The sequence below is a fragment of the bacterium genome (genome assembly GCA_023150945.1).
Lineage (GTDB): Bacteria > Zhuqueibacterota > Zhuqueibacteria > Zhuqueibacterales > Zhuqueibacteraceae > Coneutiohabitans.
The window spans coordinates 120,389-138,243 of record JAKLJX010000015.1; the positions used below are offsets into that span (position 1 = coordinate 120,389).

17 protein-coding genes are annotated in these 17,855 nt (G+C 60.3%); all 17 read left to right on the forward strand.

Annotated elements, in window-relative coordinates; all coding sequences use genetic code 11:
* The first annotated feature begins 13 nt into the window (after nucleotides 1–13).
* The gene (locus L6R21_18855) at nucleotides 14–892 is read left to right on the forward strand and encodes a sugar ABC transporter permease (protein ID MCK6561260.1); all 879 of its coding nucleotides are present in this window, start codon (nucleotides 14–16) and stop codon (nucleotides 890–892) included.
* Nucleotides 892–1,710, forward strand: coding sequence for a carbohydrate ABC transporter permease (locus L6R21_18860; GenBank protein ID MCK6561261.1), 819 nt, complete (start codon nucleotides 892–894; stop codon nucleotides 1,708–1,710). Before L6R21_18855 ends, L6R21_18860 begins: the two co-directional genes overlap by 1 nt.
* 100 nt (nucleotides 1,711–1,810) lie before the next feature.
* The gene (locus L6R21_18865; GenBank protein ID MCK6561262.1) at nucleotides 1,811–3,289 is read left to right on the forward strand and encodes a PAS domain S-box protein; all 1,479 of its coding nucleotides are present in this window, start codon (nucleotides 1,811–1,813) and stop codon (nucleotides 3,287–3,289) included.
* 10 nt (nucleotides 3,290–3,299) lie between these two features.
* Nucleotides 3,300–4,658, forward strand: a complete 1,359-nt coding sequence (locus L6R21_18870; GenBank protein ID MCK6561263.1) for a sigma-54 dependent transcriptional regulator — start codon at nucleotides 3,300–3,302, stop codon at nucleotides 4,656–4,658.
* A 279-nt stretch (nucleotides 4,659–4,937) separates the two neighbouring features.
* The gene (locus tag L6R21_18875) at nucleotides 4,938–6,272 is read left to right on the forward strand and encodes a universal stress protein (GenBank protein ID MCK6561264.1); all 1,335 of its coding nucleotides are present in this window, start codon (nucleotides 4,938–4,940) and stop codon (nucleotides 6,270–6,272) included.
* A gap of 35 nt (nucleotides 6,273–6,307) precedes the next feature.
* Nucleotides 6,308–6,856 carry a hypothetical protein gene (locus tag L6R21_18880; protein MCK6561265.1) on the forward strand — a complete coding sequence of 183 codons (549 nt, stop codon included), beginning with the start codon at nucleotides 6,308–6,310 and terminating at the stop codon, nucleotides 6,854–6,856.
* Nucleotides 6,857–6,952: 96 nt separating this feature from the next.
* Complete coding sequence (locus L6R21_18885) at nucleotides 6,953–8,062, forward strand: 4Fe-4S dicluster domain-containing protein (GenBank protein MCK6561266.1); 1,110 nt, start codon at nucleotides 6,953–6,955, stop codon at nucleotides 8,060–8,062.
* 110 nt (nucleotides 8,063–8,172) lie between these two features.
* Complete coding sequence (locus L6R21_18890) at nucleotides 8,173–8,628, forward strand: cyclic nucleotide-binding domain-containing protein (protein MCK6561267.1); 456 nt, start codon at nucleotides 8,173–8,175, stop codon at nucleotides 8,626–8,628.
* Between the two features lie 119 nt (nucleotides 8,629–8,747).
* Nucleotides 8,748–9,587 (forward strand): FAD/NAD(P)-binding protein, encoded by an 840-nt coding sequence (locus tag L6R21_18895; GenBank protein MCK6561268.1) that lies wholly within the window; start codon nucleotides 8,748–8,750, stop codon nucleotides 9,585–9,587.
* A 1-nt stretch (nucleotide 9,588) separates the two neighbouring features.
* On the forward strand, nucleotides 9,589–10,413 hold the full coding sequence (locus tag L6R21_18900) for an oxidoreductase (GenBank protein ID MCK6561269.1): 825 nt from the start codon (nucleotides 9,589–9,591) through the stop codon (nucleotides 10,411–10,413).
* Nucleotides 10,414–10,488: 75 nt separating this feature from the next.
* Nucleotides 10,489–11,778 carry a Ni/Fe hydrogenase subunit alpha gene (locus L6R21_18905; protein ID MCK6561270.1) on the forward strand — a complete coding sequence of 430 codons (1,290 nt, stop codon included), beginning with the start codon at nucleotides 10,489–10,491 and terminating at the stop codon, nucleotides 11,776–11,778.
* A gap of 403 nt (nucleotides 11,779–12,181) precedes the next feature.
* The gene (gene hoxE, locus L6R21_18910; protein ID MCK6561271.1) at nucleotides 12,182–12,688 is read left to right on the forward strand and encodes a bidirectional hydrogenase complex protein HoxE; all 507 of its coding nucleotides are present in this window, start codon (nucleotides 12,182–12,184) and stop codon (nucleotides 12,686–12,688) included.
* The gene (locus L6R21_18915) at nucleotides 12,678–14,309 is read left to right on the forward strand and encodes an SLBB domain-containing protein (GenBank protein ID MCK6561272.1); all 1,632 of its coding nucleotides are present in this window, start codon (nucleotides 12,678–12,680) and stop codon (nucleotides 14,307–14,309) included. Before hoxE ends, L6R21_18915 begins: the two co-directional genes overlap by 11 nt.
* 11 nt (nucleotides 14,310–14,320) lie before the next feature.
* On the forward strand, nucleotides 14,321–15,040 hold the full coding sequence (gene hoxU / locus L6R21_18920) for a bidirectional hydrogenase complex protein HoxU (GenBank protein MCK6561273.1): 720 nt from the start codon (nucleotides 14,321–14,323) through the stop codon (nucleotides 15,038–15,040).
* Nucleotides 15,037–15,570 (forward strand): NADP oxidoreductase, encoded by a 534-nt coding sequence (locus L6R21_18925; protein ID MCK6561274.1) that lies wholly within the window; start codon nucleotides 15,037–15,039, stop codon nucleotides 15,568–15,570. The genes hoxU and L6R21_18925 overlap by 4 nt, the downstream gene beginning before the upstream one ends.
* Before the next feature lie 103 nt (nucleotides 15,571–15,673).
* The gene (locus L6R21_18930; GenBank protein ID MCK6561275.1) at nucleotides 15,674–17,098 is read left to right on the forward strand and encodes a Ni/Fe hydrogenase subunit alpha; all 1,425 of its coding nucleotides are present in this window, start codon (nucleotides 15,674–15,676) and stop codon (nucleotides 17,096–17,098) included.
* 162 nt (nucleotides 17,099–17,260) lie between these two features.
* Complete coding sequence (locus L6R21_18935; GenBank protein MCK6561276.1) at nucleotides 17,261–17,704, forward strand: hydrogenase maturation protease; 444 nt, start codon at nucleotides 17,261–17,263, stop codon at nucleotides 17,702–17,704.
* The last annotated feature ends 151 nt before the right edge of the window (nucleotides 17,705–17,855 follow it).

A 17,855-nucleotide genomic window follows, 5' to 3' on the forward strand; every position in this document is an offset into this window, starting at 1 on the left:
GCTGCAGGTGGAGATGAAGAGCCTGCGGCGCGCGGCCTACTTCTTTCTCGCGCCCGCGCTGCTTCCGATTTTTCTATTCTTCTTCGTGCCGGCGCTCGCCGCGTTCGTGCTGAGCTTCACCGATTTTGATATCTATGCGCTCGGCAATTTTCAGTACGTGCGCTTCGTGGGCTTGAAAAACTATTTCCAGCTTCTGCAGGACCCGCTGTTTTGGAAGGCCACGGCCAACACGTTCTATTATGTGTTGATCGGCGGGCCGCTCGCCATTGCCGCTTCCTTGGGAACCGCGCTGCTGCTCCATGCCAAGGTCATCCGCTTCAAGGGCTTTTTCCGCACGGTTTATTTTGCGCCGGTGGTCACCACGCTGGTGGCGGTGGCCGTGGTGTGGCGGTTTCTCTATCATCCCCGTTTTGGTTTGTTGAATTACGTGCTCGGCTTTTTCGGGATCGACCCGATCGACTGGCTCGGCGATCCGAACTGGGCCATGCCCGCGATCATTCTCATGTCGATGTGGAAGAACTTCGGCTACAACATGATCATCTTCATCGCCGGACTGCAAAGCATTCCCGAGCAGCTCTACGAAGCCGCGCGCATGGACGGCGCCAATGCCCGGCAGCAGTTCACCAGCATCACCCTGCCGATGCTGATGCCCACGACTGTCTTCGTGAGCATCATCGCGATGATCGGCAACTTCCAGTTGTTCACCGAGCCCTACGTGATGACGCAGGGCGGACCGGTCAACAGCACGCTGAGCCTGGTCTTGTTGATGTACCAGCAGGGCTTTCGCTGGTGGAATCTGGGATATTCCGCGGCGATCGCCTTTGTGTTGTTCGGCATCATTCTCGCCGGTTCGTTGTTGCAAACGTGGCTGCAGAAACGCAGGGAGGCCTGATGCAACGCCTCGGCAAAATTCTGATTCTCACCCTGGCCATTGTGGTGGCGCTGGCCACGCTGGCACCGGCATTGTGGATGGTCTCGGCCTCCTGCATGGCACCGGGCGAGGCCAGCACTTTTCCGCCGCGGCTTTTGCCCGGCGATCCGACCCTCGAGCATTATGTCACCCTGTTTACCCGGCTGCGGCTGCTGCGCTATTTCGGCAACAGCCTGATTCTGAGCGTGAGCATCACGCTGATTTCGCTGTTTTTCAATTCCATGGCCGGTTATGCGTTTGCGAAATACCGTTTTCCCGGCCGCGACCGCTTGTTCCGCTTTTTGGTGGCGGAGATGGTGATCCCGGCGCAGGTGACCACCCTGCCGCTGTTTCTCATGTTGAACAAAATGGGGCTGATCAACACCTACTTCGGCGTGATGGTGGCGGGCATGGCCACCATCTACGGCATCTTCCTGATCCGTCAGTTCGCGCTTGCCATCCCCGACAGTTTCATCGAAGCCGCGCGCATGGACGGCTCGAGCGATTTTCGCATTTATTGGTCCGTCATCCTGCCTCTCTGCAAACCCATTCTCATTACCCTCGCGATTTTCACCTTTATGGGAACCTGGAACGACTTCCTCTGGCCGCTCATTGTCTTGACGGACGACGCAATGTACACGCTGCCGGTGGCGCTTGCCAACCTCACCGGCGAACACGTGCAGGACACCGAATTGATGATGGCAGGCGCGGTGATCACCGTGCTGCCGGTCATGCTCGTTTTCATTGCATTGCAGAAATACTACATCAGCGGCATCATGGCGGCCGGCCTGAAAGAGTGACTGCAGAAATATCTCTTGAGATTTGCCTTCGTGGTTATTAATCTTACGGCAACTTTGTTTCGAGAGAGTGCCATCACTTTTCGCAAGTTCCTGTGTATTTATGCGGGTTATCAGCAAAGACAAATCGAGCCTCGAGCGCCGCTTCAATCTCTTCCTGAATGCCTTTCAGTATTCCACTGATGCCATCATCCTCACGGATTTGCAGGGCAACATCATCGAGGCCAATCAGGCGTTCACAAATCTCTTCGGCTGGACGCGCGAAGAGGCGGTGGGTCAGAACACCCGCATCCTGCGCGCTCCGGCAACGGGCGATGATTTCTACCGGCACATGTGGCAGTCGGTCATGGCCAGGGGCAGTTGGGTGGGCGAGATCGTCAATCGTCACAAGGATGGCCATGAGATTCCGGTGCTGCTTTCGATTACTCCGATTTTTCAGGATGGCGAAAAGATCGGCTATATGGGCGTGGAGATCGATCTCACCGAAAGAAAGCAGATCGAGACGCAGCTTCAGCGTGAGCGGGAATTCTCCGGATCCGTCATCGAGACCGCCAATTGCTTGATTGTCTGCCTCAATCTCGCCGGTGAGATCACTTTGTTCAACCGCAAATCCGAAGAGGTCACCGGCTACTCCCGTTACGAAGTGCTGGGCAAGAACTGGTTCGAGATCTTTCTGCTCGAGCATTTGCGGCCGGATGTTTCCGAGGTGTTCGAAGCCGTGGTGCGAGGGGAGCTGCCTTCGCAATATGAGAATTACATCATGACCCGGCGCGGGGACGAGCGCCTGATTTCCTGGTCCAACACCGTCATCCGCGATGAACGCCATGCCGTGTCCGGCGTGCTGGCGATCGGTATCGACATTACCGATCAGAAGCGGCTGGAGAAGCAGGTGTTGCAGACCGAGCGGCTGGCGACCATCGGCAAGATGGCGGCAAAGGTGGCGCATGAGATCCGCAACCCGCTTTCCTCGATCAGCTTGAATGCCGAGATGCTGCAGGATGAAATCAGCGGCTACGAGTCGATGGACGTTGAGGAGGCGCGTGCGCTGCTGCGCGCCATCATCTCGGAGATCGACCGCATGACCGCGCTGACCGAGGAATACCTGCAGTTTTCACGGCTGCCGGAGTCGCGGCTGGCGCGCGGCAATCTCGTGCGCATGATCGAAGAGACGGTGGAGTTTCTGCGGCATGAGCTGCGGCAGAAGCGGGTGGAGGTGGAATTGCATTTGCAGGAGGAGGTGGGGGAAGTGCAGTTTGACCGCGTGCAGATGCGGCGCGCGCTGTTGAATCTCATTCGCAACGCGGCGGAAGCCATGCCCCGCGGCGGCAAGCTCCGCATGCGGGTGGAACAGCGGGGCGAAAGCGTCATTATTCACATCGAAGACACCGGCATTGGCATTCCCCAGGAAGTGATCGGCAAGATTTTCGAGCCGTTTTTCACCACCAAGGAAGTCGGCACCGGCCTGGGCCTGGCGATCGTACAGCAGATTATCAATGACCATGGCGGCCAGATTCTCTGTACCAGCAAGGTCGGCCACGGCACCTCGTTTTCCATCATCCTTCCATTGGACGAAACCGAGTGAGGGCGACAACGTGCAGGAAAAATCCATTCTCATTGTGGACGACGAAGAAAGCGTGAGGGACTCGCTCGAGCGGGTGCTGCGCAAGGCGGGCTACTTCACGCGCAGCGCCGGCTCCGGCGAGGAGGCGCTGACGCTCATGGCTGCCGCCGCCGCCGACCTCGTCCTGACCGATTTGCGCATGCCGGACGGTGACGGCATCAGCCTGCTCAAGAGCCTCAGGAAGAAATTCCCGGACGTCGAAGTCATCGTGCTGACCGGCTACGGCACCATCGAGACCGCGGTGGAGGCGATCAAGGAAGGAGCCTATGATTTCATCACCAAGCCGCCGAAAAAAGCGGTGATCCTGAGCACGGTGGAGCGCGCCATCGAGCGCCAGAATCTCGCCCAGGAAAACAAGTATCTCAAGGCGCAACTGGGCCGCGGCGAATTCTTCGAGGAAATCATCGGCAAGAGCCAGCCTTTCAACCTGGTCATGCAGATGGTCGAACGCGTCGCGCCGTTGATTTCCACGGTGTTGATCACCGGGGAAAGCGGCACCGGCAAGGAGCTAATTGCACGCGCCATTCACCGCAAAAGCCCGCGTGCCAAGAACCGCTTCATTCCGGTCAACAGCGCGGCCATCCCCGAAAACCTGATCGAAAGCGAGCTCTTCGGCCACGTCAAGGGCGCGTTCACCGGCGCGATGCGCGACAAGCAGGGCCTGTTCAAAGTGGCGGACGGCGGCACGCTTTTTCTCGACGAGATTTCGAGCGTGCCGCTCAACCTGCAGGTCAAGCTGCTGCGCGCCATCGAGCAGAAAGAAATCCTCGCCGTGGGCAGCACGCGGCCGGAGATCATCGACGTTCGCATCATTGCCGCCACCAACAAGGACCTGGTGGAGGAGGTGACGCTGGGCAACTTCCGCGAGGATTTGTACTACCGCCTAAACGTCGTTGGTATCAACATCCCGCCCTTGCGCGAACGGCTGGACGACATCCCCGAGCTGGTCAATCACTTCATCAAAGTCTACAATGCGCAATTGAGCAAACAGATTCGTGGCGCCGACGAGGCGGTGTTGAATGCCTTCAAAACCTATGAGTGGAAGGGCAACGTCCGCGAGCTGGAAAACGTCGTCGAACGCGCCATGATCATGTGCGACAGTGACCTGCTGCAGCTTTCCCACTTTCCGCCGATGTTTCTGATCAAAACCCCCTCCGAGGAGGTCGAAGGCGGTTTGAAAGGCTCGGTACGGAAATTCGAGCGCGATGCCATTTTCAAGGCGCTGCAGGCGGCCGGGCAGGACAAGAGCAAGGCCGCCGGTCTGCTGGGCATGAGCCTTTCCACGCTTTATCGCAAGATGGCGGAACTGGGTATTCCCAGCAAAGAATGAGGTTGCCGGCGCGCCTCCGGATCTTTCCGCAAGAATACAATCACTTAACATTGCGTCATTCCACGCTTGTCCCTTCTCAAAAATGGGAATCCGCTGAACTTATTTTACCGACCCTAAGAAAAACGCGGACTTTGCCGGTCTGAACTGCGGCCGTGCACAAATCCTTCATCGCTTTCTTTTACAGCCGTTTGTGCCATTACAAACGGCTTTTTTTTTTGTGTGGCACGGGCGGTATGCTTTTTGAAATTAAGGAAGGCGGACAGAGTTCAGGAGACCCGCGTGCCAGCCAGCGAACAGCAACGCATCTTGATCATAGACGATGATCGTGAGTTCCGGCGGTCGCTGACCAAGATCTTCCAAAAGGAAGGCTTCTTGGTGAGTACGGCCTCCACCGGCAGCCAGGCCGGCGCCCTGCTCACCAAGCACAATTATCCGGTCATCGTGCTGGATCTCAAGCTGCCGGAACGCTCCGGACTCGATTTGTTGCGCGACATTCGCCAGGCAAGCCCGGAATCCAAAGTGATCGTGGTCACCGCCTGCAGCGACGCCATCACCTACCGCGATGCCCTCGCCGCCGGCGCCTTCGATTACCTCACCAAACCGGTGAAGCGCAATGCCATGTTCGCTTCGGCGCGGCGGGCCCTGGAATTCCGCGAACGCGGGAGGAACCTCAAGGGAAGGAGGCAAGCCATGCTGGCGATCAAACGGATCTTGTTCCCCACGGATTTTTCGCGCTGTGCCGATCAGGCGCTCAATCACGCCCTGTATCTTGCCCGGCAATATGGCGCCGAACTGCACTTGCTGCATACCATCGTGCCGCTGGAGTACGATGCCAACAACCCCAGCCATCACTTTCCCGATATGGCGGCGCTGGCGGCGCGGCTGCAGCAAATCGCCTCCGACCGCATGAGTGCTGCGCTGGCGGCGCGGGCGGTGGACGGCCTGCAGATCACGGCGGCGCAACGCCAGGGCATCTCCATTGCCCCGACGATTTTGGAGTATGTCGAGGAGCAGGACGTCGATCTCATCGTCATGGGCACGCACGGCCGGCGCGGGTTGGGCCATCTCTTTCTGGGCAGCGTCGCCGAAGAAATCGTGCGCGAAGCGCCCTGCCCGGTGCTCACCATTCGGGAGCGCAAGGAGCCCCGGCCGGTGGAAGCTATCCGTCAAATCCTCGTACCGATCGATTTCTCCGAACATGCACGGGACGCGCTGCTCTACGCCCTGCAGTTTGCCGATTCCTATGGCGCGCACCTGCATTTGCTGCATGTGATCGAGACCAACGCGGTGCCCCCCTTCTATATCGGCCTCAACATCTCCGGCTACGATTCCACTCCCGACCTCAAGGCGCGGGTGGAAAAGGCGCTGCAACAGCTTAGCGAGGAGTTGCCGGCGGCGCAGGTGCCGGTGACCACCCATCTGCTGGAGGGGTATGCCGCGCATGATATCGTGCACTTTGCGGAGCAGCAGGCCATCGATCTCATCGTGATTGCGACCCACGGTCTGACCGGGTTCAAACACCTGTTGCTCGGCAGCGTCACCGAAAAAGTCGTGCGGCGTGCGCCCTGCCCGGTGTTTACCGTCAAGGCGTTCGGGAAATCGCTGATTCGGTAATTTCTGTTTCACCTCTTGGGAGAAAGGAGTCTGTCATGCGGTTGCTCAAGCTGGCTTTGCCGCTGGGTTGGATGGCGTTGGTGTTGCTGGGGGCGGGCTGCAAGCGGGATCCCGTGCCGCTGCCGGCGAATCTCGTGCAGCAAATAGCGCTCGGTGAAAAGATCTATGCGCGCGAGGACTGTGGCGACTGCCACCGGTTGGGGCACGGCAGTGAAGAGTTTCAGGGCGGTGAGCTGTCCGTTCTGATGCTGGCCATGGACACCTTGTACGTCAAGAAGCACTTGCAGAGCCTGGAAGATTCCACCCGCATGCCGCCCATTCCCCTGGCGCCGGAGGAGATCAGCGCGGTGACCCAGTACATCGCCTCGCTGCACGGCAAGGTCAACACGCCGGTCAATCTCGAAAGCCTGGACGGCGTTTGCCCGATTTGCGGCGCCCCGCTCAACACCGCGGTGGCTTTCCGCAACAACCTGTGGGCGCAGCACGGCGACAAGACCTACTACTTCGAATGCCCGGATTGCAAGAAGGCGTTCTTGCGGGATCCCAAGCGTCATTCCAAAAGCGGCTATTTGCGCCTGCAGTGAACCCGCGCTCATTTCCGCTTGCAGGCGCTGCGGCCCGCCGCAGCCCTCGGCCGGGAACAGCGCCGGGTGAGATGGTTGTTGAGAATGAGAGACGGTATGAAAACGATTGAGCGAAGCGGCATTGACCATTTGATCGCGGCCTTGCGGCGCCACGGCTTTGACGACATCCTCGGGCCGCGTGTGCGTGACGGCGCGATCGTGTATGACCAACTCCAGACTGCCGCCGATCTGCCCGCCGGCCTCACCGACGAGCAGGAGGGAGGCACCTACCGGCTGAAATCGCGCACCGACCAGGCGCTCTTCGGCTACACGGTCGGCCCGCATTCCTTGAAGAAATTCCTCTACCCGTCGGCGCTGAAACTGTGGCAGACGCGGCGCAGCGCTGACAGCTTCCTCGTCGAAGCCGGCCCCGCCGAGGTGCCGCGCCTGGCCTTCCTGGGCGTGCGCGCTTGTGAGCTGCAGGCCCTGGCGATTCAGGATCGGGTATTTCTGCAGGGCGTCTATGTCGACCCCGACTACCGGGAGCGGCGCGGGAAGCTGTTCATCGTGGCCGTCAATTGCGGCCAGGCCGGCGGCACCTGCTTCTGCGCCTCGATGCACACCGGCCCCAAAGCCACTGCGGGGTTCGATTTGGCGCTTACGGAAGTGATCGACGGCGAGCGCCATTATTTTGTCGTCGAAACCGGCACCGCCGCCGGCGTGGAAGTGCTCAATGAAATTCCCCATCAGGAGGCGAGCGACGAAGAACGGCGCCTCGCCGATGCACAGGTGGCGCGCGCCGGCCGGCAAATGGGGCGGCAGCTCGAAACCGAGGGCCTCAAAGAGCTGCTCTATCGCAACACGGAAAACCCGCGGTGGGAGGTTGTTGCCAACCGCTGCCTGACCTGCGCCAACTGCACGATGGTCTGTCCCACCTGTTTCTGCACCACGATGGAAGACGTGACTGACTTGCAGGGCGAACACGCTGAGCGCTGGCGCAAATGGGATTCTTGCTTCACGCTGGATTTTTCCTATATCCACGGCGGCAGCGTGCGGCCCTCCACCAAGGCGCGCTATCGCCAATGGCTGACTCACAAACTGGGCAGTTGGATCGACCAGTTCGGCACCTCCGGCTGCGTCGGCTGCGGCCGTTGCATCACCTGGTGCCCGGTGGGTATCGATCTCACCGCCGAGGCGCAGGCGATCCGCGAAAGTGAGACGGCCTGAGTGAACCGGCAGGGCCTCGTACTGGCACCGCCGCCGGAAACGGCGCAGGGCGAGGTTCGATCGGCAACCAATCCTGCGGGCATGGATTAACGATACGACGAGGGAGAACCATGGAAACACTCGAACCGATTCTCGCGGAACATCCCTTCTTGAAGGGCATGACCCCGGAGCAACTGCAATTGCTGGTCGGCTGCGCCTCCAATGTGCGCTTTGATCCGGGCAAGTACATCTTCCGGGAGGGCGAAGAGGCCAATCAGTTCTACATCGTGCGCCAGGGCAAAGTGGCGCTGGAGATCGTGACCCCGCAGCGCGGCTCGATTATCATCGACACCCTGGCCGATGATGAAGTGCTGGGGTGGTCGTGGTTGCTGCCGCCGTATCATTGGCATTTCAACGCGCGCGCGCTCGAACTGACGCGCGCGATCGCACTGGACGGCAAGTGCCTGCGCACCAAATGCGAGAGCGACCACGATTTGGGCTATGAATTGTTGAAGCGCTTCGCGAACCTCATCGAGCAGCGGCTGCAGGCCACGCGTTTGCAGCTTTTGGATCTCTACGGCAGTTGACGCGGCTGCCAGTCCGGGCCTTGCCGTGGCTGGCTCCGGCCGCTTTGGAGGCGGGACAGCGGTATGGCCGCCGCCCATGAGTGCGCTGGCGCGCGCGGCGTGTCAGAGTGAGGAATTCTATGTCTGAGGCTATGTCCAATCCCATGCTGTCGCATCCTTATTCGATTCGACAGGTACGCAAAGAAACGCCCGATACCTTCACGCTCGAGCTCGATCCCGGCAACGGCTACCATAGCCAGGCCTTCGCGCCCGGGCAATTCAACATGCTTTACATCTTCGGCGTGGGTGAGATTCCGATCTCGATCAGCGGGGATCCGACCCAGCCCCTGCCGCTGGTACACACCACCCGCGCGGTCGGCGTCGTGACCAACGCCATGCGCGAGCTTAAGCGCGGCCAGGCGCTGGGCGTGCGCGGCCCGTTCGGCACGCACTGGCCGGTGGAAGTGGCGGAGGGGCAGGATGTCGTGATCGTGGCCGGCGGCATCGGCTTGGCGCCCTTGCGGCCGGCGATGTACCGCATTCTCGCCCAGCGTGAGAAATTCGGCAAAGTCGTGCTGCTCTACGGCGCGCGCACCCCCAGTGACATTCTGTTCCGCCGCCAGCTCGAGCAGTGGCGGGCGCAGTTCGATTTGGAAGTGTACGTCAGCGTCGATCGCGCCACCGGCACCTGGCGCGGCAACGTCGGCGTGGTCACCAAGCTGATTCCTAAAGCGCCGTTTGACCCCCGCAACACCGTGGCTTTCGTCTGCGGCCCGGAAGTGATGATGCGCTTCACCGTCACCGAGCTGGAGAAACGCGGCGTGCTCTCCCAGCAGATCTTCGTGTCGATGGAGCGCAACATGAAATGTGGCATCGGCTTGTGCGGCCACTGTCAGTTTGGCCCGAGCTTCGTCTGCAAAGACGGCCCGGTGTTCCCCTACACCGAGGTGAAGGATTTGATGACCAAGTGGGAGATTTGAAATGGCGGATGCAATCACCAAAAAACAAGCCTCCGTCGCCCGGAGCAAACCCAAACTCGCCGTGTGGAAATTCTCCTCCTGTGACGGCTGCCAGTTGAGCCTGTTGGACTGCGAGGAAGAGTTGCTGGCGGTGGCCGGCGCAGTCGAAATTGCCAATTTTCCTGAAGCTTCGCGCACGGTGGTGAAGGGGCCTTATGATCTGTCGCTGGTGGAAGGCTCGATCACCACGCCGCATGATGCCGAGCGGATTCATCAAGTTCGTCGCGTTTCCAAACATCTCGTCACCATCGGCGCGTGCGCCACCGCCGGCGGCATTCAGGCTTTGCGCAATTTCAAGGACGTGCGCGAATTCATCGCGGTGGTCTATGCCACCCCGAGCTACATCGAGACGCTCAACAAGTCCACGCCCATTGCCGATCATGTGTTCGTTGATTTCGAATTGCGCGGCTGCCCGATCAACAAGCTGCAACTGGTCGAGGTGATCAGCGCCATTCTCAATCACCGCAAGCCCAACGTGCCACGCTACAGCGTATGCCTGGAATGCAAGCGCCGCGCCACGGTTTGTGTGATGGTGGCGCAGGGCGTTCCCTGCTTGGGGCCGGTTACCCAGGCGGGTTGCGGCGCGCTCTGCCCGGCATACGATCGCGGCTGCTATGCCTGCTTCGGCCCCAAGGAAACGCCGAACACCGAGTCGTTGAGCACGAGATGGGCGCAGATGGGCGTTTCGCAAACCGGGCTGGTGCGCGCGTTTCGCGGATTCAATGCCTATGCCGAAGCTTTTCGCAAGGAGAGCGAGGCGCACGAGGGCCGGTTGGCCGGCGCGTGAGGCCGCCGCTGCCGCTTCACGATGCCATGAGATGAACGTGCAGAAGTATATGACCAGAGTGGAATTGCCATGGCGATGAAGACGAAAACGATCAAAGTTGACTACCTCGCACGGGTGGAGGGCGAGGGCGCGCTGTTTGTGAAGATCAAGGATAATGCCGTCTCCGAAGTGAAGTTTAGAATCTTCGAGCCGCCGCGCTTTTTTGAAGCCTTTCTGCGCGGCCGGCATTATTCGGAAGCGCCGGACATCACCGCGCGCATTTGCGGCATTTGCCCGATCGCCTATCAAATGAGCTCGGTGCACGCGATGGAAGACGCCTTCGGCGTGACGTTGAATGGCGGCTTGCGCGCGCTGCGCCGGCTGTTGTATTGCGGTGAATGGATCGAAAGCCACGTGCTGCACGTCTACCTGCTGCATGCGCCGGATTTTCTCGGCTATGAAGATGCGATTCAGATGGCGAAAGACCATCCCGCCGCGGTGCAGCGCGGCTTGCAGTTGAAAAAAATCGGCAACGATCTCGTCACCTTGCTCGGCGGCCGCGAGATTCATCCCATCAATGTGCGCGTCGGCGGCTTCTACAAGGCGCCGGAACGCGCGGAGCTGGAGAAGCTCGCCGAGAAGCTGAAGTGGGCCCGCGATGCCGCACTGGCCACCATCGAATGGTCCGCGACGCTGGACTATCCCGACTTCGAGCAGGACTATGAGTTTGTGGCCCTGCGCCATCCCGAGGAATATCCCTTCAACGAAGGCCGGCTGGTTTCCAACAAAGGCCTGGATATCGCGGTGCGCGATTACGAAAACCACTTTGTCGAAGAACACATGCAGCATTCCAATGCGCTGCATTCTCTCTTGCGCGCGCGCGGCGCCTATTTTGTCGGGCCGCTGGCGCGTTACAATCTCAATTTCGACCGCCTCACCCCGCTTGCCCAGGAAGCGGCGTTGAGCGCCGGCCTCGGCCGGGAGTGCCGTAATCCCTTCAAGAGCATCATCGTGCGCAGCGTGGAAACGCTGTATGCTTGCGAAGAAGCCCTGCGCCTGATTGCGGCGTACGAAAAGCCCGCCAGCCCCGCGGTGAGTCTGCATGCCCGCGCCGGCATCGGCTACGGCTGCACCGAAGCGCCGCGCGGCATTCTGTATCATCGCTATCGCCTCGACGATCGCGGCATGATTCATGACGCCAAGATCGTCCCGCCGACTTCGCAAAATCAAAAGACGATTGAAAGCGACCTCCGGCGGTTCGTGGCAGGCCACTTGGACCTGTCGCACGAGCAATTGACCTGGCAATGTGAACAAGCCATTCGCAATTACGACCCGTGTATCTCGTGCGCCACGCATTTCCTGAAATTGGAGGTGGTGCGCGAGTAGCTTCCCAGCCGGATCGCGGCCGGCCCCCATTCGATCTCACCGCTCTCGGTCGCGCAGCAAGCCTGCCCTTTCATTCCAAGAGGAAATTGCAGCGGTCCGCGGGCCGGCGTTTGCCGGCAGGCGGCGACCTGCGCCCACAGGCTGGCGTGCGCGCACGAGTGCGCGGCACTGGTGGCTGTTTGAAACCATGAGCTTTTGAGAAGATGCTTCTGCAGCGACGTGGCCGTAGCCTCAAAATTCTCGGCGCTTCCACGCCGCGTAGAGCTTTGGCAACCGCTGCTGAGCCGCGGTTGGAATGTTTGTGGACACGTAATACTCTTGTCTATCCGAAAACATCACCGCCCGGGCGGTTTCTTGATGTCTGGACAGGCAACAACTATACTCGGAACAACCAGGACCGGCTATGTATCTGGAATTCGGCAAGATTTCTCCTCCCTCGGATGACAAGCGCTGGCGCATCGTGGAGGCCGCCATGCGGCGCCACGGCAACAATCGCCGCGCGCTGATTGAAACCCTGCACTCGCTGCAAGAGGCCTTTGGCTTTTTGGATGAAGAAGCGCTGCAATTCATTGCGCGCTCGCTGCGGGTGCCCATGAGTCAGGTGTATGGCGTTTCGACGTTTTATCACTTTTTTACGCTCAAGCCGCAGGGCCGTCACACGTGCGTGGTGTGCACCGGCACCGCCTGCTACATCAAGGGCGCGCCCCACATTCTCACGGCTCTCGAACAAAACTACAACGTGAAGCCGGGCGAAACCACTGGCGATGGCGAGCTTTCGCTGTTGACCGCGCGCTGCCTCGGCTCATGCGGTTTGGCGCCGGCTGCGGTTTTTGACGGCTCGGTCGCCGGCAAACTCACTCCCGCGGAATCGCTCGACCGGATACGGAGGTGCATGGATCATGCTGCTTGAAGAACTCAAAGAAACCGCGGCAGCAGAACAGGAAGCGCAGCAGCAGTACCAGCATCGCCTGCAGGTATGCGTGGCCGCCGGCTGTGTTTCCTGCCAGAGCGATGCGCTGCTGGCGTCCTTGCAAGCGGAAGTCAAACAGCGCGGTTTGCAGCAAACTTGCCAGGTGAAAGGCGTGGGCTGCATGGGGCTGTGTTCCGCCGGCCCGCTCGTTTCGGTGGAGCCGGCCGGCTGGCTCTATCGCGGTGTGCAGACGGAAGACGCGCCCGCCATTGTGCAATCCCTGGCAGACGGCCCGATGACACGGCTGATTTGCCCCACGGACCAACCGTTCTTCCAGCGCCAGCTCAAAGTGGTGTTGGAAAACTCCGGCCGCATCGATCCTGAACATCTAGAGGATTATTTGGCGGTGGGAGGGTATGAGGCCCTGTTCAACGCCCTTACGGAAATGACGCCGGCAAACGTGATCGAGCAAGTGAGCCGCAGCGGCCTGCGTGGCCGCGGCGGCGCCGGTTATCCCACCGGTTTGAAGTGGACCACAGTGGCCAAGGCCACTGCCGGCAGCAAGTTTGTCATCTGCAACGCCGATGAAGGCGACCCCGGCGCTTTCATGGATCGCAGCGTGCTGGAAAGCGACCCGCACCGGGTGCTGGAAGGCATGGCGCTGGCCGGCTATGCCGTGGGCGCGAGCCAGGGTTACATCTACGTGCGTGCCGAATATCCGCTCGCCATCAAGCGGCTGCGCACCGCCATTCGCCAAGCCGAACGCTTGGGCGTGCTGGGCAACAATCTGTGCGGCACCCGCTTCAGCTTTCACATCGATTTGCGCCTCGGCGCCGGCGCGTTTGTATGCGGTGAAGAAACCGCACTCATTGCCTCGATCGAAGGCAAGCGCGGCTCCCCACGGCCACGGCCGCCCTATCCGGCGGAATCCGGCCTGTGGGAGGCGCCCACGTTGATCAACAACGTCGAGACGCTGGCGAGTGTACCGGCCATTTTGCGCAAAGGCGCGGACTGGTACAGTGCCATCGGCACGGCCAAGAGCAAGGGCACGAAGGTGTTTGCTCTCGCGGGCCGCGTCAACAACACCGGCCTGATCGAGATTCCCATGGGCATGACCCTGCGCGAAATCGTGTACGAAATCGGCGGCGGCATCCCCGAGGGCAAGCTGTTCAAGGCCGTGCAGACCGGCGGGCCTTCCGGCGGCTGCGTGCCGGCGCAATACCTCGAGATGCCGGTGGACTACGAGTCGCTGGCGCAATTGGGTTCGATCATGGGGTCGGGCGGCATGATCGTGATGGACGAGACCTCGTGCATGGTGGACGTCGCCAAATATTTCATGGAATTTTGCATGACGGAATCGTGCGGCAAATGCGTGCCCTGCCGCGTCGGCACCGTGCACATGCACAATCTGCTCAACCGCATTACCGCCGGCACGGCCGGCAACGACGATCTCGCGCTGCTGGAGGAGTTGTGTGATCTGGTCAAGAGCACGAGCCTGTGCGGCTTGGGCCAGACCGCGCCCAATCCCGTGATCAGCACGCTGCACTATTTTCGGGAGGAATACCTGAGTCACATTCACGACCAGGCCTGCGCCGCCGGCGTTTGCCGGATGAAAACGTGAAAGGAACGAGCATGAGCACAACGGTTCGCATTAAAACCCTCAAAATAGACGGCCACGACATCGGCGCCCGCGAAGACGAAACCATCATGGCGGTGGCGCGCCAGAACGGCATCGTCATTCCCGCCCTCTGCCATGTGGAAGGCTTGGCGGCGGTGGGCGCCTGCCGGATGTGCCTGGTGGAAATGAAGAACAGCCCCCGCCTGCTGCCGGCTTGCATCACGCGCGTGGAAGAAGGCATGGACTTGACCACCAACTCCGAGCGTTTGATCAAATACCGCCGCCGCATTTTGGAGCTGCTGTTCTCCGAGCGCAACCACGTCTGTGCGGTGTGCGTTTCCAACGGCCACTGCGAGTTGCAGAATATGGCGCAAAGCCTGGGCATGACCCACGTCAACGTCCCCTATCTTTACCCGCGCCTGCCGGTCGATGCCTCGCATGATCGTTTTGTGGTCGATCACAATCGCTGCATTCTGTGCACGCGCTGCGTGCGCGTTTGTGATGAAATCGAAGGGGCGCACACTTGGGACTTGATGGGGCGCGGCATTGGCGTGCGTGTCATCACCGATCTCAATCAGCCCTGGGGTGAATCCGAATCCTGCACCGGCTGCGGCAAATGTGTGAATGTCTGCCCGACCGGCGCACTGGTGGAGAAGGGCAAATCCGTCGCCGAGATGATGAAGCAGCGGCAGTTCCTGCCCTATCTCACCTTGATGCGGGAGGAACAACGATGAGCAAACCCTGTTTGGCTACGGTCTGGCTGGATGGTTGCTCCGGTTGCCACATGTCGTTTTTGGACATGGACGAGCGGTTGATCGACCTGGCGGAAAAAGTCGAGGTCGTCTACAGCCCGCTGGTGGACGGCAAAGACTTCCCCGAGATGGCGGACATCACCCTGGTGGAAGGCGCGGTCAGCAGCGCAGAGGATTTGGAGAAGATCAAACACATTCGCCAGCACACCCGGATTTTGGTCTCGCTCGGCGATTGTGCCGTAACGGCCAATGTGCCCTCCATGCGCAATGTGCTGGAAGTCGACAAGATGCTGCGTGAGGTTTATCTCGAGCAAGTCGCCGGTCAGCCCCAGATCCCCAACCAGGTGGTGCCGGCGTTGCTGCCGCAGGCGCGGCCGGTGCATGAAGTGGTGAAGGTGGACGTCTTCGTGCCGGGCTGCCCGCCGCCGGCCGACGCGATTTATTTTCTGCTCACCGAGTTGTTGGAAGGCCGGCAACCGGATTTGAGCGCGTTGACCCGTTTCGGCAAATGAAGCCTCTGAAAGGCCCATTGCGTCGCGCAGTCTGCCAGGCTGCAAACAAACCAAGCTGGAAGAAAACTTTGCGGTCGCGCTAATCTTTCCCGAGTGATTCGATATGACCAAGCAAATCGTCATTGATCCGATCTCACGCATCGAAGGCCATGCCAAAATCACCATTCATTTGGATGAACAGGGCGTGGTGCACAATGCCTACTTTCACGTGACCCAGTTTCGCGGTTTCGAGAAGCTGTGTGTCGGCCGGCCGTTCTACGAAATGCCTTCGCTGATGGCGCGCATCTGCGGCATTTGCCCGGTGAGCCATCTCATCGCCTCGGCCAAGGCCTGCGATGCGCTGCTCGCCGTCCGCATTCCGCAAACGGCGGACAAGCTGCGCCGCATTCTGAACCTCGCCCAGATCATCCAATCGCACGCGCTCAGCTTCTTTCACCTGTCCTCGCCGGATTTTCTGCTCGGTATGGACAGCGAGCCCGCCAAGCGCAATCTCTTTGGCGTGATGCGGGCCAAGCCCGAGTTGGCGCGCGACGGCATTCGCCTGCGGCAATTCGGCCAGCAGGTCATCGAACTGCTGGGCGGCAAGCGCATTCATCCCGCCTGGGTGGTGCCGGGCGGCGTGAGCGAGCCGCTCTCCGTCGCGCACCGCGATCAAATTCTCGCCGGCCTGCCGGAGTGCATCAGCATTGGCGAGCGCACGCTGCACTGGTTCAAAAGCCTGCTCGACAAGTATCGCGACGAGATCAAAAGCTTTGGCAACTTCCCCAGCTTGTTCCTGGGCTTGGTGAAACCGGACGGTCGCATTGCTTTCTATGAGGGCAAATTGCGCGTGGTGGATGCCGCCGGCAACATCGTTGCCGACCAACTGGAGGCGGCCGCTTATCAGGCGCATATCGCCGAGGCGGTGGAGCCGTGGACTTATCTCAAGTTTCCCTACTACAAGCCGCTGGGTTACCACGAGGGCATGTATCGCGTCGGCCCGCTGGCACGCCTGAACATTTCCGACCGCTGCGGCACCGCGCGCGCCGATCAGGAGCTGGCGGAATTTCATGAGCTGCAACGCACCGCGGTGCTCAGCTCCTTCTATTTTCATTATGCCCGCCTGATCGAAATCTTGTTTGCCGTCGAGCGGCTGGAGCAAATCCTGACCGATCCCGAAATTCTCGACCGTCACGTGCGCGCCTTTGCCCGGCCCAACAGCAACGAAGGCGTGGGTGTGGCCGAAGCGCCGCGCGGCACACTGATTCATCATTATCGCGTCGATGAAAACGGTTTGATCACCTGGGTCAACCTGGTGATCGCCACCGGCCACAACAATCTCGCGATGAACCGCGCGGTCCTGCAGGTCGCCAAACGTTACGTCAACGGCCAGCGCTTGTCGGAGGGCATGCTCAACCGCGTCGAAGCGGTGATTCGCGCTTACGACCCGTGCCTGAGCTGTTCCACGCACGCCGCCGGGCAGATGCCGCTGCAGATTCAACTGGTCAGCCCGGAGGGCAAAGTGGTTGACGAAATCCGGAGAGGTTAGCGCGCTGCTGCCATGAAACTGTCTGGCCAAAAACTCCCGACCGTCCTGCCCCGCAACGCCACGGGCTCGTATTGCCTGCGTGCAACCCCGCCTGCTGCCGAGAGACCGGAGCACGCGTGGGACGCAATGCGCTCCCGGCCGCGGCATTGTCCCGAGCCGTGTGTGTTGATCATTGCTTATGGGAATCCCCTGCGCGGTGATGATGGCGTCGCTTGGCATATTGCGGAGCAACTTGCGGCTGCCCAAGGCCAGTCCCCTCTGAAAATCCTGACCCGCCACCAATTGACGCCCGAGTTGGCGGAAGCGATCAGCCAGGCGAATCTCGTCATATTTGTGGATGCCAGCGTGGGCCAGCCACCCGGCACCATCTCGTGTGTGCCGGTCGGACCGGAGATGGCGGATCAGTCCTCGCATCAATTCGACCCGGCGAGTCTGATGTTTTGCGCGCGCGAGATTTACGGCTCTGCTCCGAAAGCTCTCTTGTGCACCATTGCCGGCGAGGACTTCGGATATGAAGAGAGATTGTCTCCCACCATTTTGGCAGCAATGCCAAAGCTGCTGCAGCGCATTCGCGCCTTGATCGCCGCGCATGAGGAATCAAACTGAAAGCCGGCTTCTTTGGACTGGATTGGCAGGATTGATGGTGCCTGACTTCAGCCGGTCAGTTGTTGCCATGCTCGTCTGCGATTGCAATCGCAGTCTCAAAGCAATAATTTCCTCCAGCGGATGTTTTTTGTCCGCTGGGTTGTTTCAATCC